This is a genomic window from Aurantiacibacter xanthus (assembly GCF_003584015.1).
Taxonomy (GTDB): Bacteria; Pseudomonadota; Alphaproteobacteria; order Sphingomonadales; family Sphingomonadaceae; genus Alteraurantiacibacter; species Alteraurantiacibacter xanthus.
In genome coordinates, this window is the sequence record NZ_QXFM01000138.1 from 1 (window position 1) to 14,381 (window position 14,381).

Below are 14,381 nucleotides of genomic sequence, written 5' to 3' on the forward strand. Positions count from 1 at the left end.
ACTGGTGCGTGCCGTGGTGGCGGTGGAGCCGCTTGGCCCGCCGTTCGCGGCGATCAGTGGCGCGCTGCCCTATGGCATCACCCATGCCCCGCTCAGCTTCGACCCACCGCTCGCCGAGGGCGACACGCTGGCCAGCGCCGACCAGCCCTCGCCCGGCGAAGGTCTGGTCGCCTACAAGGTGCAGGCCGAACCCGCGCGCCGCCTGCCCAACCTCGCGCAAATGCCGATTGTCGTCGTCACCGCCGAGGCGAGCTGGATGGCGGGCGACAACCACGCGATGGTCCACTTCCTCGCGCAGGCCGGTTGCCGCGTCGAGCACCTCCGGCTCGAAGATCGCGGCATCCACGGCAATGGCCACGCGATGCAGCTCGAACGCAACAGCGACCAGATCGCGGCGCTGCTTTCCGGCTGGATCGGCGAACAGGACTTGACAAATAGTTAGTTTTTGTAACTAATTGCCGGAGGACATAGTCAACCGGGATGGGGTAATGCGGATTTTCATCAAGTCGCTGGTCACGGCAAGCCTGTTCGCCGGACTCGCGGCGGCGCAGGCGCAGGAGGCGCTCCCCGCGATTGCGCAGGAATATCCGCCCGGTGACTGGCCGCTCTATGCCCGCGATCATTCGGGCCAGCGCTACGTTCCGCTCGATCAGATTTCGCGCGAGACGGTAGGCAAGCTGAAGCGCGCATGGGAATTCCGCCTCCGTCCGCAAGGTGGCGGATCGATCATGGCGGGCACGGTGCCGGTGGTGATCGACGGGCGGATGTACCTGCCCACCGGCGATGCCGTGGTCGCGCTGGAGGCCGACACCGGCCGCGAAATCTGGCGCCATCAGGTCGAGGGAGCGACAGTGCGCCGCTCCGTCACCTATTGGCCGGGCGACGCGACGCACGAGGCGCGGCTGTTCTATTCGACCGGCAATGCGCTGGTCGCGATCAATGCCTCGGACGGGCAACTGGCAAAAGGCTTCGGCACCGATGGCGTGGCCCCGTTCGACGGGGCAAACTATTCCTACTCGCCGAGCATCTTCCGCGACACGCTGGTGATCGGCGCGCTCACGCCCGAGCTGGACAAGGGGCCGGATGGCGACACCCGCGCCTTCGATGCCGTGACAGGCGCGTTCAAATGGGCCTTCAACACGATCCCGCATCCGGGCGAATTCGGCCACGAGACCTGGCTCGACGATGGCTGGAAGGATCGCCCCGGCGCGAACATGTGGGTCTGGTACACCACCGCCGATATCGAGACCAACACGCTCTACATGACGCTCGGCAGCCCCGGCCAGAACTACTGGGGCGGCGACCGGCCGGGCGACAACCTGTTCGCCAATTCGCTGGTGGCGGTCGATATCGATACCGGCGCGTACAAGTGGCACTTTCAGGCGATCCACCACGAGCTGTGGGACTGGGACTTGCCCGCCCCGCCCGTGCTGGTCGACGTGGTCAAGGACGGCACGCCGATCAGGGCGCTGGCGCTCACCGGCAAGAACGGCCTGATGTACATCCTCGACCGTAACACCGGCGAACCCGTCCACGGCGTGCGCGAGCAACTGGTGGCGCGCGGCGATGTGCCGGGCGAATGGTATTCCCCCACCCAGCCGATCCCGGTGAAGCCCGAGCCGCTCAATCGCATGTGGTGGAACCCGGAGGATGTCGTCACCGCCGAGGACACCAACGAGGAACACGCCGCCGCCTGCCGCGCTTTGCTGGATAGCTACGGCGGACAGTTCTTCAACGCGGGGCCCTTTACCCCGTTCTTCCTGCACAAGGAGGGCGATCCGCCGCGCGCCTCGATCAACATGCCGCACAATGGCGGCTCGGTCTGGGGCGGCAGCGCGGCCGATCCCACCACCGGCTATGTCTATGTGAATATCAGCGAGGGCGGCTCGATCGGCTGGATCGAGGAGCGCGACCCCAATGGCAACTACGGCAACGGCACACGCGGCTCGACCCAGCCCTATGACCGGGGCAGCCTGATCGGGCCCGGCGCCTATTCGGGCTTCAACGCCAGGTTCAAGGACGCAGAGGGGCGCGATGTGATGCTGCCCTGCATCCGCCCGCCATGGGGCCGGATGGTCGCGGTCGATGCCAACACCGGCGAAATCGCCTGGGCCACTCCGCTCGGCACCACCCCGCAGCTGGCCGAGGGCAAGCAGGATACCGGCGCGATGAACTGGATCGGCGGGGCCACCGTCACCGCCGGCGGGCTCGTCTTCATCGGCGCGACCAGCGACGGCGTGTTTCGCGCCTTCGACAGCCAGACCGGCGCCCTCGTGTGGAGCGAGCAGCTCGACTATGCCGCGCAGACCATCCCCATGAGCTATCTCGGCAAGGACGGGCGGCAATATCTCGCAGTGGTCGCCACCGGCAGAACCGCCGAACCGGTGCTTGACGCCAGCGGCGCCCCGGCCAATGCTGAACGGGTGATCGTCTGGGCGCTGCCCGATAACTAGGAGAGGACAAATGCGCACAATCCTGCTGGGGGTCGCCACCCTCGCGCTGGCGGCAAGCCCTGCCGTGGCGCAAGTCACCACGCCCGAAGGCGCGGTGCTCGATACCGATCCCGATCTCGCCTACAAGCCCGGCGCGCTGAGCGAGGCGCAGCTGGAGGCGAACAACGCCGAACTGTTCACCGCCCAGGGCATGAACGTGTTCCGCCGCTTCCCGCGCGAACTGACCGAGCAGATGACGGCGTTCTACACCGGCGCACTGGCCTTGCACGCGCTGAACCCGATCCAGCTCACCAGCACGCAGCAGATGATCCTCACCGGGGTCGGCGCGATGCAGATCAAGCTTTCGGCGGGGCAACAGGGCGACCGGCTGTACAACCTCGCAGGCGGCTACAAGGGCGGCACGGGCATTCGCTTCCTGATGCTGCGCTATCCCGATGCGGACACGGTGCGCGAGCGGTTCGTGGCGGCAGGCTTCGCCGCGCCCGAGTTCGTCGAGCGGCCCGATGGCGCGAAACAGGCGCTGGTCAGCGATCCGGCGGGGCTCGACATCGTGCTGATCGCTGCGCCCGATGCGCTCGACCATTCCGACGATGGCGTCGGCGTGGGCATCCATGTCTCGAACATCGAGGAAAGCCGCGCATTCTATCGCGACTTCGTGGGGCTGGAAGAACTGCCTCCTTACGAGGCCCCCATCCTCGGCACCACGATCTACCCCTATGCCCACGGCGAGACCACGGTGCTGCTCTACAAGATGGGCGACAACCTGCCCGCCGATACCGGCTCCTCGGGCATCCAGTATGTGGTGAGCGATGCGGCGCTGGTCGACGCGCGCGGCAAGCATCGCGGCATTCCGGTGGAAACCCCGCTTAACCGGCTGACCGGCTTCGGGCTCACCACGGTCTGGCTCAACGATCCGGACGGAGTCACCAATTACTTCGCCCAGACCAGCGCCAGCACCCCGCCGATTACGCCCGCCAACTGAACAGCGAAAGGGCCGGAAAAGCCAACTGCTTTCCGGCCCTTCGGTCAGCGGATCGGGCGTGCGGTGCTTACTTCTTGACCTGCATGATATAGGTCGCGAGCTGCTCGATCTGGGCTTCATCGATCATCCCGCCAAAGCTCGGCATGGCACCCTGGCCGTTGCTGACCATGGTCACGATGTAGTCCTTGTCGATCCCCTCGTTGCCGTCGAACTCGGGGCCGATGTGGCCGGTGCCGCCAGCTTCGGCCAGCGCATGGCACGCGCCGCAGCTGAACTGGCTGAACAGCGCCTTGCTCTCGGCCATCTGCGCCTCGGTCAGCGGGGCCTCGGCAGCCGCCGGAGCGGCAGGCTCTTCAGCAGGCATGGCCAACGCGCTGATGGCGGGCACGGCCAGCGCCCCGAGCCCGATCGCCGCGATGCCGGCACGGGTCCATTTGCCAAGTGCGGTCGTCTCGAAAGCCATTCCAAAAAATCCTTCCACTATGTAATTATCGAGCCAGAAAATATTCCCGACTTCTTGTCGACCTTGCTATGGACAGCCCAAGCTTTACGACAGATTTACGCAAGGGCGCTTGACGCGAAAAAACAGACTTTGTCAACAAAACCTGTCAGCTTGGCGGCAGTCTGAGAGAATACGAGAGGTTGCTATGATCAAATTCCTGCCCTTGCGCGCAAGCCGAATCGCCCTTCTCCCGCTGCTGACACTGGCGGCTTGCAGCAGCGAGCCCGAAGCAGCCGATCTGCCGTACGGCACCGTGCAGCAGATGATGGCGAACGAAGTGCAGCCGACGACCGACATTTACTGGGGCGCGGTGCGGTTCGAAAGCCGGCTCGAACCCGATGGGTCGGTGGTCGAGGAGGAGTTCGAACCCAGGACCGATGCGGACTGGGCCAAGCTCGTGGAGGCAGCGCGCAAGCTGCAAGGGTTCGCGAGGGATTTGCAGAGCGAAGGCTATGCCAAGGGCCGCGGCGACGACTGGCCGGTCTTTGCCAATGCGCTCGAAGAGGTATCGAAGAAGGCCGAACAGGCTGCACTCGATCAGGACCCCGATGCCGTGTTCGAGGTGGGCGGCACCGTCTACAACGTGTGCTCGGCCTGCCATCAGATGTACCCGCCCGCCCAGCTGGAAGCGGCTACTGGCGATGCCCGGAGCACCTGACAAACCCTCTGCCGCGCCGCTGGCCGCGATGGCGGTGCTCGCGCTTGTCGCACTGACGCTGGCCGCGCCCGCGCTGGCGCATGACGTGGCGGAAGGGGACAAGGCCTTCGTCCAGTCGATCGACGGGGCGGCGCCATTGCCGTTCCTCTATCTCGGCGCCAAGCACATGGTGACGGGATACGATCACATCGCCTTCCTTGTCGGCGTGGTGTTCTTCCTGCGCCGGCTGAAGGACGTGGTGCTCTATGTGTCGATGTTCACCATCGGCCATTCGCTCACCCTGCTGGGCGGCGTGCTGCTGGGAATCGGCGGCAATGCCCATATCATCGATGCCATCATCGGGCTCTCGGTGGTTTACAAGGGCGTCGAGAACCTCGGCGGCTTCGCCCGGCTGGGCCTGAACTTCGATACCCGCATCGTTGTTCTCGTGTTCGGGCTGTTCCACGGACTGGGCCTCGCGACCAAGGTGATGGACCTCGACATGTCCTCCAATGGCCTGCTTATCAACCTGATATCATTCAATATCGGGGTCGAGCTAGGGCAGGTTCTCGTACTCACTTTCGTGGTTCTGCTGCTCGGCGCATGGCGCGACCGGGCGAGCTTCGCCACCTTCGCCAGGGTCGCCAACGTGGCGCTGATCTGCGTCGGCCTCCTGCTCACTTTCGTACAATTATCAGGATATTTTGCATCATGACCCAGACCGCCACCAAGTCGAAACTCCCCCTGATCGTTGGAGGCCTCGTGGTGCTTGCCGGTGCTGTCACGGTGCTGTTCGTGCTGCCCGCCGAGACCGGCTACGATCCCACCGGCGTGGGTGCCAAGCTGGGCCTGACCGAGATCGCCGATCCGCTCGGCGAGGAAACCGTGCGCGGCAACGAGCGGATGGCCAGGCAGGAGGTGCTGGTCCTGTCCGACAGCGCGCCTGCCCCGATCGCCGGCGTGACCGACGTATGGGAATACGAACTCGCCCCGTTCGAATCGGTCGAGTTCAAGTACACGATCCCCGAAGGCGCCAAGGTCGCCTTCCGCTGGTCCGGTACGGGCGAACTGCACTACGACATGCATGCCCACCCGTTCGAGGGCGGCACCGAGATGACCGAGAGCTATGGCATCGGCGATGCGCACGAAATGCAGGGCATCTACATCCCCGCGTTTACCGGCATCCATGGCTGGTACTGGCAGAACCGTTCGATGGACAATGTCACCGTGCGGCTTGAGGCCAGCGGCGGAATGACAAACTCAACTATCTACGCCGCCAATGCCGAGATCGACCGCCCGCTCGCAGGCGCAGAAGCCGGCCCCGAGGGCACCGTCGCCGGGCACGAAATGCGCACCGAAGACAGCGGGGAATAAGCCCCCCGCGATCCCTGCCGGCACGCCACTATTTCGGATTTTGTCAAACTCGATACCTTTTTGCCCCTTGTTGAATGCCCTGTGAAGAGGCTAGGCAGCTTTCGGGATCAGCCGAAAGCGGCTGCACACAGGTGTGGGAGCAGGATTGAGTATGGCAACCGAAACGAAGCCGGCATGGGGTCGCAAGCTGGGTCTGCTGGTGGGCGCGTCGCTCGCGCTGGCACTCGGCGCCTGTTCGACGGTCTCCTCCGAAGGCGCTGGCCACGTCGCGCCCTCGCTGGCGAACGTCGAGTGGGACGCCTATCTCGGCGGCCAGGATTCGGCGCAATACTCCCCGCTTGACCAAGTCAATCGCAGCAATGTGAGCCAGCTCCAGGTCGCGTGGGAATTCCCCACCGGCGAAGGCCAGCCGCCGCGCTTCAACCCGATCGTGGCGGGCGGACGGATGATCGTACTCGCGGGCGACGGCAATCTCGTCGCGCTCGACCCCGCCACGGGCACCGAGCTGTGGCGCTCGAACATCGAGGGCCGCATCGGCGCGCGCGGCATCACCTACTGGGCCAGCGCCGACGGCACCGAAGAGCGGCTGATGGTCGAAAACGATGGCCGCCTGCGCGCCATCAACGCCAAGACGGGCGAATTCTTCGCCGACTTCGGCACCGATGGCGGCGTGGACCTGCGCGGCATCCTCCGGCCTGATGGCACCGCCCCCAACGGCCCGCTGATGAACGACAATCCGGGGCGCATCTACAAGGATACCTTCATCGTCCCCCTGCCCGCCGGGCATTATGACTACGCCTCCTCACCCGCCGACATCGGCGCCTATGACGTGCGCACCGGCGCGCTGAAATGGGTGTTCCACGTGGTCCCGCGCGAAGGCGAATTCGGCTCGGACACCTGGCCTGCGGCGGATCGCGAGAAGTTCGGCGGTATTCACAACTGGTCGGAATTCACGATCGATGAGGAAACGGGCATCGCCTATATCCCCACCGGCACCGCGCGTTACGACTTCTACGGCGGCAACCGGCCCGGCGATAACCTGTTCGCCAACTCGGTGCTGGCGCTGAATGCCGAAACCGGCGAGCGCGTCTGCCACTTCCAGACCGTCCACCACGACCTGTGGGACTACGACCTGCCGACCGCACCCAAGCTGATGACCATCCGCCACGATGGCAAGGATGTGCCGGTCGTCATCCAGCCCAGCAAGCAGGGCTTCCTGTTCGTGCTCGACCGGCGCGACTGCACGCCCGTCTGGCCGATCGAGGAGGTCGCCGTGCCGCAGTCGGACGTGCCGGGCGAACACAGCTCGCCGACCCAGCCGGTGCCGACCTGGCCCGAGCGGTTCGGGCGCGATCACTTCGATGCCACGATGATCAATCCCTATATCCCCGAGGCGGATCAGGCCAAGGTGCGCGAACAGCTCGCCACCGCGCGCAACGATGGGTTGTTCACCCCGCCGAGCCTGGGCACCGGGTCGGTCTCAATGCCGGGCCACAACGGCGGCACCAACTGGGGCGGCGTGGCCAGCGATCCGGTGAGGAAGCGCGTCTATGTCGTCAGCCGCGAGCTGCCGCTGCTACTCAACCTGCTGCCCGACAAGCGCGAAAGCGCGCTGGCCGCCATGCCCAACCACGGCGACCCCGATGTGATGCCCTATCGCTGGCCGACCAACTTCTGGTTGCAGTCGAACGGCATGGTGCCGATCGAACCGCCGTTCTCGCTGCTCACCGCCTATGACATGACCACGGGCGAGAAGCTTTACGAGGTGCCCAACGGCGAGATCCTCACGCTGGAGGAGAAGGGCATTACCGGCGTCGGTGCGCAGGCTCCGCGTGGCGGGCCGGTGGCGACGGCGGGCGGGCTGATCTTCGTCGGCACCGCGACCGACCGCGCCTTCCGCGCCCGCGATGCCGATACCGGCGAAGTCCTGTGGGAATACCGCTTCGATGCCGCGACCGAGGGCGTGCCCGCAATCTACTCGCTGAACGGACGGCAATATATCACCGTGCCGGTGGGCGGCGTGGGCCACTTCGCGGGCGGCCTCGGCCTGCCCGAGCCGGGGCCGAGCAAGTACGTGACCTTCGCTCTGCCGGAGGGTCAGTAACGGTGACGCGCGGCGTGCCGCTGCCGCGTCCAGCGCAGGCAGCGGCGCGCACCAATGGGGGAGAGACGCAATGCCACGAACACTGTTCCTGATCGGCGCTGCCAGCCTCGCGCTGGCCCTGCCCGCTGCGGCGCAGGAGGTGCCCGAAGACCTCACCGTGATGCCGCCGGTGTCCGATGCCTATCGGCCGAGCCTCACCTCGTGGGGCGAGCCTGACCTGCGCGGCAGCTGGCCGATCAACGACATCGCCGACCTGCCGGTCAACCGCCCCGAACGCTATGGCGACCGGTTCTGGAAGACGGCCGAGGAAATGGCCGCCGAACAGGGCAAGGTCGATGCGCTCGAAGAGGCCTATGAGGTGGAGGACGAGCAGTCGACCATCGGGCTTGGCCACTGGATCGAGTATCAGGCCGGGGTGCGCCGCACCTCGATGGTGGTCTCGCCCGCCGATGGCCGCCTGCCCGAATGGACCGACGAAGGCCGCCGCCGCTCGGCCCTGATGCGGTCAAGCTGGCTGATCGGCCAGACCTACGACTGGACCGACGACTTCGACAGCTACGACCGCTGCATCACGCGCGGCTTTCCCGCCGCGATGTATCCGGCGCGCTACAACAACGGGTTGCGCATCTTCCAGTCGCCCGGACAGGTCGCCATCGTGATCGAGATGCTCGGCACCCGCATCATTCCGGTGGGCGAAGGCGGGCACTGGCCCGAGGCCGTCACCGGCTGGTATGGGTCGAGCCGGGGCCGCTGGGTCGATCACAACACGCTGGAGGTCGAGACCACCAACCTCACCACCGGCGCTTCGGTGTTCTCGAACGGCACGCTCGGCGTTCCGGCCAACAACACCACCCCGGTGAGCGAGCAGGCGAAGGTCGTCGAGCGCTTCACCATGGTGGGGCCCGACACGATCACCTATGAAATGACCTATGAAGACCCGGTGGTTTGGACCGCGCCCTTCACCCTGCGCGTGAACTGGACGCGCGACGACGACTATCAGATGTTCGAATACGCCTGCCACGAAGGCAACGTGCAGCTGCGCGGCTACATCACGTCCGACCGCGCCCGGCGCGAGCAGGAATATGCCCGCGGCCTGATGCTCGAACCGGTGGGCGAGAACGCCGGGCCGCCCCCGGCGATGGACCCGGCCGCAGGAGGCCTAAAACGCCGCGAAGATTGATTTTCATGGTGGCCTGACGGGGGTCTGGCCGCCAACCGCTTTCAGGAGAGAACGCAATGACCACTTTGAAGACCATGCTCGGACGAACCATGTTCGTTCTGTCGGCCAGTTCGCTGGCGCTCGCGATGCCCGCAGCGGCGCAGAACGTCGTGCCCGACGATCTGACCACCATCGCGCCCGTCCCGACCGATTTCGATCCACCCAGGACCAGCTGGGGCGACCCCGACCTGCGCGGCACCTATCCGATCGACAACATCGCCAGCCTGCCGATGAACCGCCCGGCGCAATATGGCGACCGCTTCTACCTCACCGAAGAGGAATTCGCCGCACGTCAGGAACAGGCGGGCCGTTCGGATGCTGCCTATGCTGCTGAGGAAGAGGCCGGCACCATCGGCATGGGCCACTGGGTGGAATCGGATGCCTCGGGCCGCCGCACCTCGCTGCTGGTCTATCCGGCCAATGGTCAGCTTCCCGCCCTCACCGAAGATGCGCAGAAGCGCTATCAGGCGGGCCGGTCGAGCTGGACCCCCAACACCGACTTCGAGTGGCTGGGCGATTTCGACACCTGGGACCGCTGCATCACGCGCGGCTTCCCCGCCTCGATGTTCCCGTTCCGCTACAACAACGGCATCCGCGTGATGCAGGCGCCGGGCTATGTCGTGATCCAGCTGGAGATGATCCACGATGCCCGCGTGATCCCCATCGTGGCCAACAAGGCTGCCGCCGATGCCATGCGCTGGCCCGATGACGTGCGCGCGTGGATGGGCCAGTCGATCGGCTGGTGGGAAGGCAACACGCTGGTGATCGAGACGACCAACATCGTCGCCGGTGACAGCGTCTCGCACGATACCTACAACCGTGGCCCCTCGCCGCTCAACATGGCGACCATGGGCGTGCCGCCGTTCAACACCATCCCCACCGGTGTGAACGCCAGGGTCACCGAGCGCCTGACGATGACCGATCCGGGCCACGTCGTCTACGAGCTGACCTACAATGACCCCGAGGTCTTTACCAACAAGTGGACCGCGCGCCTCGACTGGACGAAGAACGACGAATACGCCTTCTTCGAATATGCCTGCCACGAGGGCAACGTGCAGCCGCGCAACTACATCACCGCTTCGCGCGCCGGTCTCGAAGCGCTGAGCGAGGAAGACGCGGCGGGCAACAGCTCGCACTAAGCGCATGATCGTTGGCGGGCGCTCCGGCGAGTGTCCGCCAACCGCCAATCCGGCCCGCAGAAGGCCGCGACATACAACAGGGATGCCAACCGATGCCCACCTCGCCTGCCGCGCGTAGCGCACTCACCGCCATGGCCTGTCTGGGCCTCGCTGCCTGTGCCACCAGCTACAGCGCGCCCGCTTCAGCCGAAGCCGCTCCGCCCGAGCAGGTGGCGATGACGCGCAACGGCGCCGTGCAGGGCACGGATGGCAAGCTCAACGGCATCACGGTGTTCAAGGGCATTCCCTTTGCCGCGCCGCCGGTGGGCGACCTGCGCTGGGAGCAGCCGCAGCCAGCCGCGAACTGGGAAGGCGTGCGCCGGGCCGATAAGTGGGGCAACACCTGTGTGCAGAACCCTGCTCCGCAACGCTTCCCGGTCAATTCCGCCACCGATATGCCCGACAGCCCGCCGATGTCGGAAGATTGCCTCTATCTCAACGTCTGGACCCCGGCCGACGAGGCCGATGCCAAACTGCCGGTGATGGTGTGGCTCTATGGCGGGGCCTATAACGAAGGCGGCGGTTCCTCGCCGTTCAGCCAGGGCGACCAGTTGGCGAAGAAGGGCGTGGTCGTGGTCACGTTCAACTACCGCGTCGGCTCGCTCGGCTTCTTCGCCCACCCCGAGCTTACCGCGCGCGACGGCCACTCGGGCAATCAGGCGATGGGCGATGCCATTGCCGCGCTGCAATGGGTGCAGGACAATATCGCAGCGTTCGGCGGCGATCCTTCGCGCGTCACCATCTTCGGCGAAAGCGCGGGCGCGGCGATGAACGGCGCGCTCGCTGGCGCTCCTCCGGCTGAGGGCCTGATCACCCGCGTCATCAGCGAAAGCGGCAACTGGATGGGCCTAAACATCGCCCCCATGGTCCCGCGCGAGGCCGCCGAACAGCGCAGTCTTGCCGCCGCGCAGGAGAAGCTCGGCACCACCAGCCTTGCCGAGCTGCGCGCCCTGCCCGCCGAGGAGGTGTTCGCAGCCATCCCCGGCCAGGGCATGATCATCGACGGGCGCATCGTGCCCGAAGACCTCTCGATCACCTTTGCCGAGGGCCGCCAGTTGAAGGTCGACGTGCTGACCGGTTCGAACGAGGACGAAGGCAGCTTCACCGCTCTGTTCGGCCCGCCCGCCACGCTCGCCAGCTGGAACGCGAGCGAAGCCATGCGCTGGGGCGATCAGGTCGAACTGGGCCGCGCGGCCTATCCGGTCAGCACCGATGCCGAGGCGCAGGCCATGGCGACCCGGCCCTTCGGCGACAACATGAGCTGGCTGCACCGCCAGTTCGCGGAATATCAGGCGCAGCTCGGCCAGAAGGCCTATCACTACTGGTTCCGCCACGATCCGCCCTATGACGAGGGCCGCGCAAACCTCGGCGCCGCGCATACGGGCGAGATCCCCTACGTGTTCGACAACCTGTGCGCCCCGCGCACCTTCCCCGGCGGCTCGTCGGTCGAGCAGATGTGCGGCAACCCGGAAGAAGAGGCCTTTGCCGACCTCGTCAGCCAGTATTGGGTGAACTTCGCCGCCACTGGCGACCCCAACGGCGCGGGGCTGCCGCAGTGGCCCGAGGTCGATGCCGTGCCCGATGGCAAGGTGATGGTGCTCGACGGCGCCAACACCGGTGTCGGCGACTGGATTTCGCCCGCCAAGGTGCTGCTTTACGATGCCCTGTTCGCGGACAAGGTGGCGACACCGCTTGGCATCGCCGAGTAGCAATTGCGCCCGCCCTACCGCGCCGATAGGTTCGGGCTGCGCTCCAAAGGCATAAAGCCGAGGGCGCGACACGACAGGCGCTTTGGGAGAGCTGCGCATGACACGGAAAATGGGGACGCTGCTGCTGGCATCGGCTGGCTTGGCGGCAATGGGGTTTGCTGGCGCGGTTACCGCGCAGTCGGCCACGGGCTTTGCAGAGCAGGTGGAGCGCGGGCGACAGACCTTCGCCGTCCACTGCGCGATGTGTCATGGCGCGGACCTTGCGGGCGGGCAATTCGCCGGAGCGCTCAAGGGCGGTGCCTTCCTCGGCAAATGGGGTGAAGTGCCCGCTGCCGAACTGTTCGACTATATCCACCGCTCGATGCCGCCGGGCGGCTCCAGCGCGCTCGATGAGGCCGACTATGTCGATCTCGCTGCGCTGATCCTGTCGGAAAATGGCGCGACGGGCGAAGCGGCGCTGGGCTTTACCGGTGGCCAGCTCGCCGGTCCGCAGCTGCCCGCCGCTCCTGTGGGCGAGCAGGGCAACGAACTGGGCATCGGCGGCATCACCGACCGCTATCCCTTCCCCGCCTCACCCGAGCCGGTGGACCGCTTTGCCAACTACACCCCCGTGACTGAGGCCATGCTGTCCGATCCGGCGCCCGAAAACTGGCTGAGCTGGCGGCGCGGGCACAATGGGCAAGGCTATTCGCCGCTGGCGCAGATCACACCCCAAAACATCGCCACCATGCAGGTCGCCTGGTCGCAGGCGCTGCCGCCCGGTGCGATGATGAACGAACCGCTGGTGCGCGACGGGGTGCTCTACGTGTTCGGCTTCGGCGACAGCGTGTTCGCCTTCGATGCCGCCGACGGACGCCAGCTGTGGCGCTATGACCGGCGTCTGCCCGACGATGTCCTGCCGCTCTCCAAGAAGGCGATCGCGCTCTATGGCGACAAGCTCTACGTCGCCACTTCGGACAACGCGCTGGTGGCGCTCGATGCGCGCAGCGGGCGGCCGGCGTGGGACGTCAAGATCACCGACCGCCCCGGCATGCGCAGCAACGGCGGTCCGCTCGCCGCCGATGGTGTGATCATGACCGGCCTCGCCACGCAGGAGCCCGGCGGCGGGCTGATCGCCGCCTTCGATGCCGAAACCGGCAAGCCCCTGTGGACCTTCGACACCGTCGCCAAGACCGGCACCGAGGGCGGCGACACCTGGAACCGCGTGCCCGATGCAGAGCGGCGTGGCGGCTCGGTCTGGACCAGCGGCACCTATGACGCCGAGACCGGCCTCGCCCTGTGGGGTGTCGCGCAGACCTACGACACCGGCCCCTATCGCGACGCCCTGCCGGGTGCGAACAACGACGGGCTGTTCACCAACTCCACCCTCGCCTTCGTGCCGCGCACCGGCGAGCTGAAGTGGTACTATCAGCACGTGCCCAACGACCAGTACGACCTCGACTGGGTGTTCGAACGCGTGATCGGCGATCTCGATGTGAACGGCCAGCGCCGCCACGTGGTGATGACCGGCGGCAAGGAGGGCCTGTTCGATACGCTCGATGCCGCCACCGGCGAATATATCTCCACCGCCGACATGGGCTTTCAGGACTTCATTACTCAGATTGATCCGGTGACGGGCCGCAAGAGCGTCGATCCGAGCAAGATACCGGGCCGTGATCGGGGTTCGGTGTTCATGTGCCCGCACGCTGGCGGCGGGCGCAACTGGAGCCCCACATCCTTCGACGAGGCGACCGGCACGCTGTTCGTCAACGCGCGCGACACCTGCATGGAGATGCGCCCGGTGGCTGAGGGCGGGTTCCTCAGCAGCGGGGTCAACATCTACTACGCGGCCCCCGCCGATTCCGACGGCAATTTCGGCTTCGTCCAGGCCATCGACATGGCCAGTGGCAAGGTGAAGTGGGAAACCCGCCGCCGCGCGCCCTACGACATGGGGATGCTCGCCACGGCCAGCGGGCTGCTGTTCACCGGCGGCATGGACGGCGACTTCCTCGCCTACCGGCAGGACGATGGCTCGCAGATCTGGCGCAGTGCGCTCACCGGTGTGCCCAACGGCTCGCCCATCACCTATGCGGTGGACGGCAAGCAATATATCGCGGTGGTGGCGGGGGCAGGAAATCCGCTCTCGTTCGGACTGCCCGGCTTCACCCCTGAACTGCCGACGCCTGCGGTGCCCTCAGCGGCCATCACGATCTTCGCCCTGCCCGAGTGACCAAAGAAAAGGGG

General features: G+C 66.2%; 11 protein-coding genes and 1 pseudogene. 11 read left to right on the plus strand and 1 reads right to left on the minus strand.

What is annotated here, in order from left to right; translation table 11 throughout:
- From D2V17_RS21465 to D2V17_RS17295, 3 genes and pseudogenes are all read left to right on the plus strand, one after another.
- Positions 1-442, plus strand: a pseudogene (locus D2V17_RS21465) (alpha/beta hydrolase); the annotation flags it as partial.
- 46 nt (positions 443-488) lie between these two features.
- Complete coding sequence (locus D2V17_RS17290; protein WP_119594267.1) at positions 489-2,453, plus strand: outer membrane protein assembly factor BamB family protein; 1,965 nt, start codon at positions 489-491, stop codon at positions 2,451-2,453.
- 10 nt (positions 2,454-2,463) lie between these two features.
- Positions 2,464-3,435: a VOC family protein gene (locus tag D2V17_RS17295; RefSeq protein WP_119594269.1), complete on the plus strand. Its 972-nt coding sequence runs from the start codon at positions 2,464-2,466 to the stop codon at positions 3,433-3,435.
- 67 nt (positions 3,436-3,502) lie between these two features.
- Here D2V17_RS17295 and D2V17_RS17300 read toward each other — a convergent pair whose 3' ends face one another.
- On the minus strand, positions 3,503-3,898 hold the full coding sequence (locus D2V17_RS17300; protein WP_119594271.1) for a c-type cytochrome: 396 nt from the start codon (positions 3,896-3,898) through the stop codon (positions 3,503-3,505).
- A gap of 184 nt (positions 3,899-4,082) precedes the next feature.
- On the opposite strand from D2V17_RS17300, the gene D2V17_RS17305 reads away from it, so the two are divergent.
- The 8 genes from D2V17_RS17305 to D2V17_RS17340 all read left to right on the plus strand — a co-directional run bounded on the left by D2V17_RS17305 (position 4,083) and on the right by D2V17_RS17340 (position 14,367).
- Positions 4,083-4,595 carry a hypothetical protein gene (locus tag D2V17_RS17305; RefSeq protein ID WP_119594273.1) on the plus strand — a complete coding sequence of 171 codons (513 nt, stop codon included), beginning with the start codon at positions 4,083-4,085 and terminating at the stop codon, positions 4,593-4,595.
- Positions 4,579-5,289, plus strand: coding sequence for a HupE/UreJ family protein (locus D2V17_RS17310; protein ID WP_119594275.1), 711 nt, complete (start codon positions 4,579-4,581; stop codon positions 5,287-5,289). Before D2V17_RS17305 ends, D2V17_RS17310 begins: the two co-directional genes overlap by 17 nt.
- Positions 5,286-5,948, plus strand: a complete 663-nt coding sequence (locus D2V17_RS17315) for a hypothetical protein (protein WP_191229263.1) — start codon at positions 5,286-5,288, stop codon at positions 5,946-5,948. The genes D2V17_RS17310 and D2V17_RS17315 overlap by 4 nt, the downstream gene beginning before the upstream one ends.
- A 151-nt stretch (positions 5,949-6,099) precedes the next feature.
- Complete coding sequence (locus tag D2V17_RS17320; protein ID WP_119594277.1) at positions 6,100-8,052, plus strand: outer membrane protein assembly factor BamB family protein; 1,953 nt, start codon at positions 6,100-6,102, stop codon at positions 8,050-8,052.
- 70 nt (positions 8,053-8,122) lie between these two features.
- On the plus strand, positions 8,123-9,232 hold the full coding sequence (locus tag D2V17_RS17325) for a hypothetical protein (protein WP_119594283.1): 1,110 nt from the start codon (positions 8,123-8,125) through the stop codon (positions 9,230-9,232).
- Between the two features lie 56 nt (positions 9,233-9,288).
- Positions 9,289-10,410: a hypothetical protein gene (locus D2V17_RS17330; protein WP_119594285.1), complete on the plus strand. Its 1,122-nt coding sequence runs from the start codon at positions 9,289-9,291 to the stop codon at positions 10,408-10,410.
- 92 nt (positions 10,411-10,502) lie between these two features.
- Positions 10,503-12,158, plus strand: coding sequence for a carboxylesterase/lipase family protein (locus tag D2V17_RS17335; RefSeq protein WP_119594287.1), 1,656 nt, complete (start codon positions 10,503-10,505; stop codon positions 12,156-12,158).
- Between the two features lie 97 nt (positions 12,159-12,255).
- Complete coding sequence (locus D2V17_RS17340) at positions 12,256-14,367, plus strand: outer membrane protein assembly factor BamB family protein (RefSeq protein ID WP_119594289.1); 2,112 nt, start codon at positions 12,256-12,258, stop codon at positions 14,365-14,367.
- Positions 14,368-14,381 lie beyond the last annotated feature (14 nt).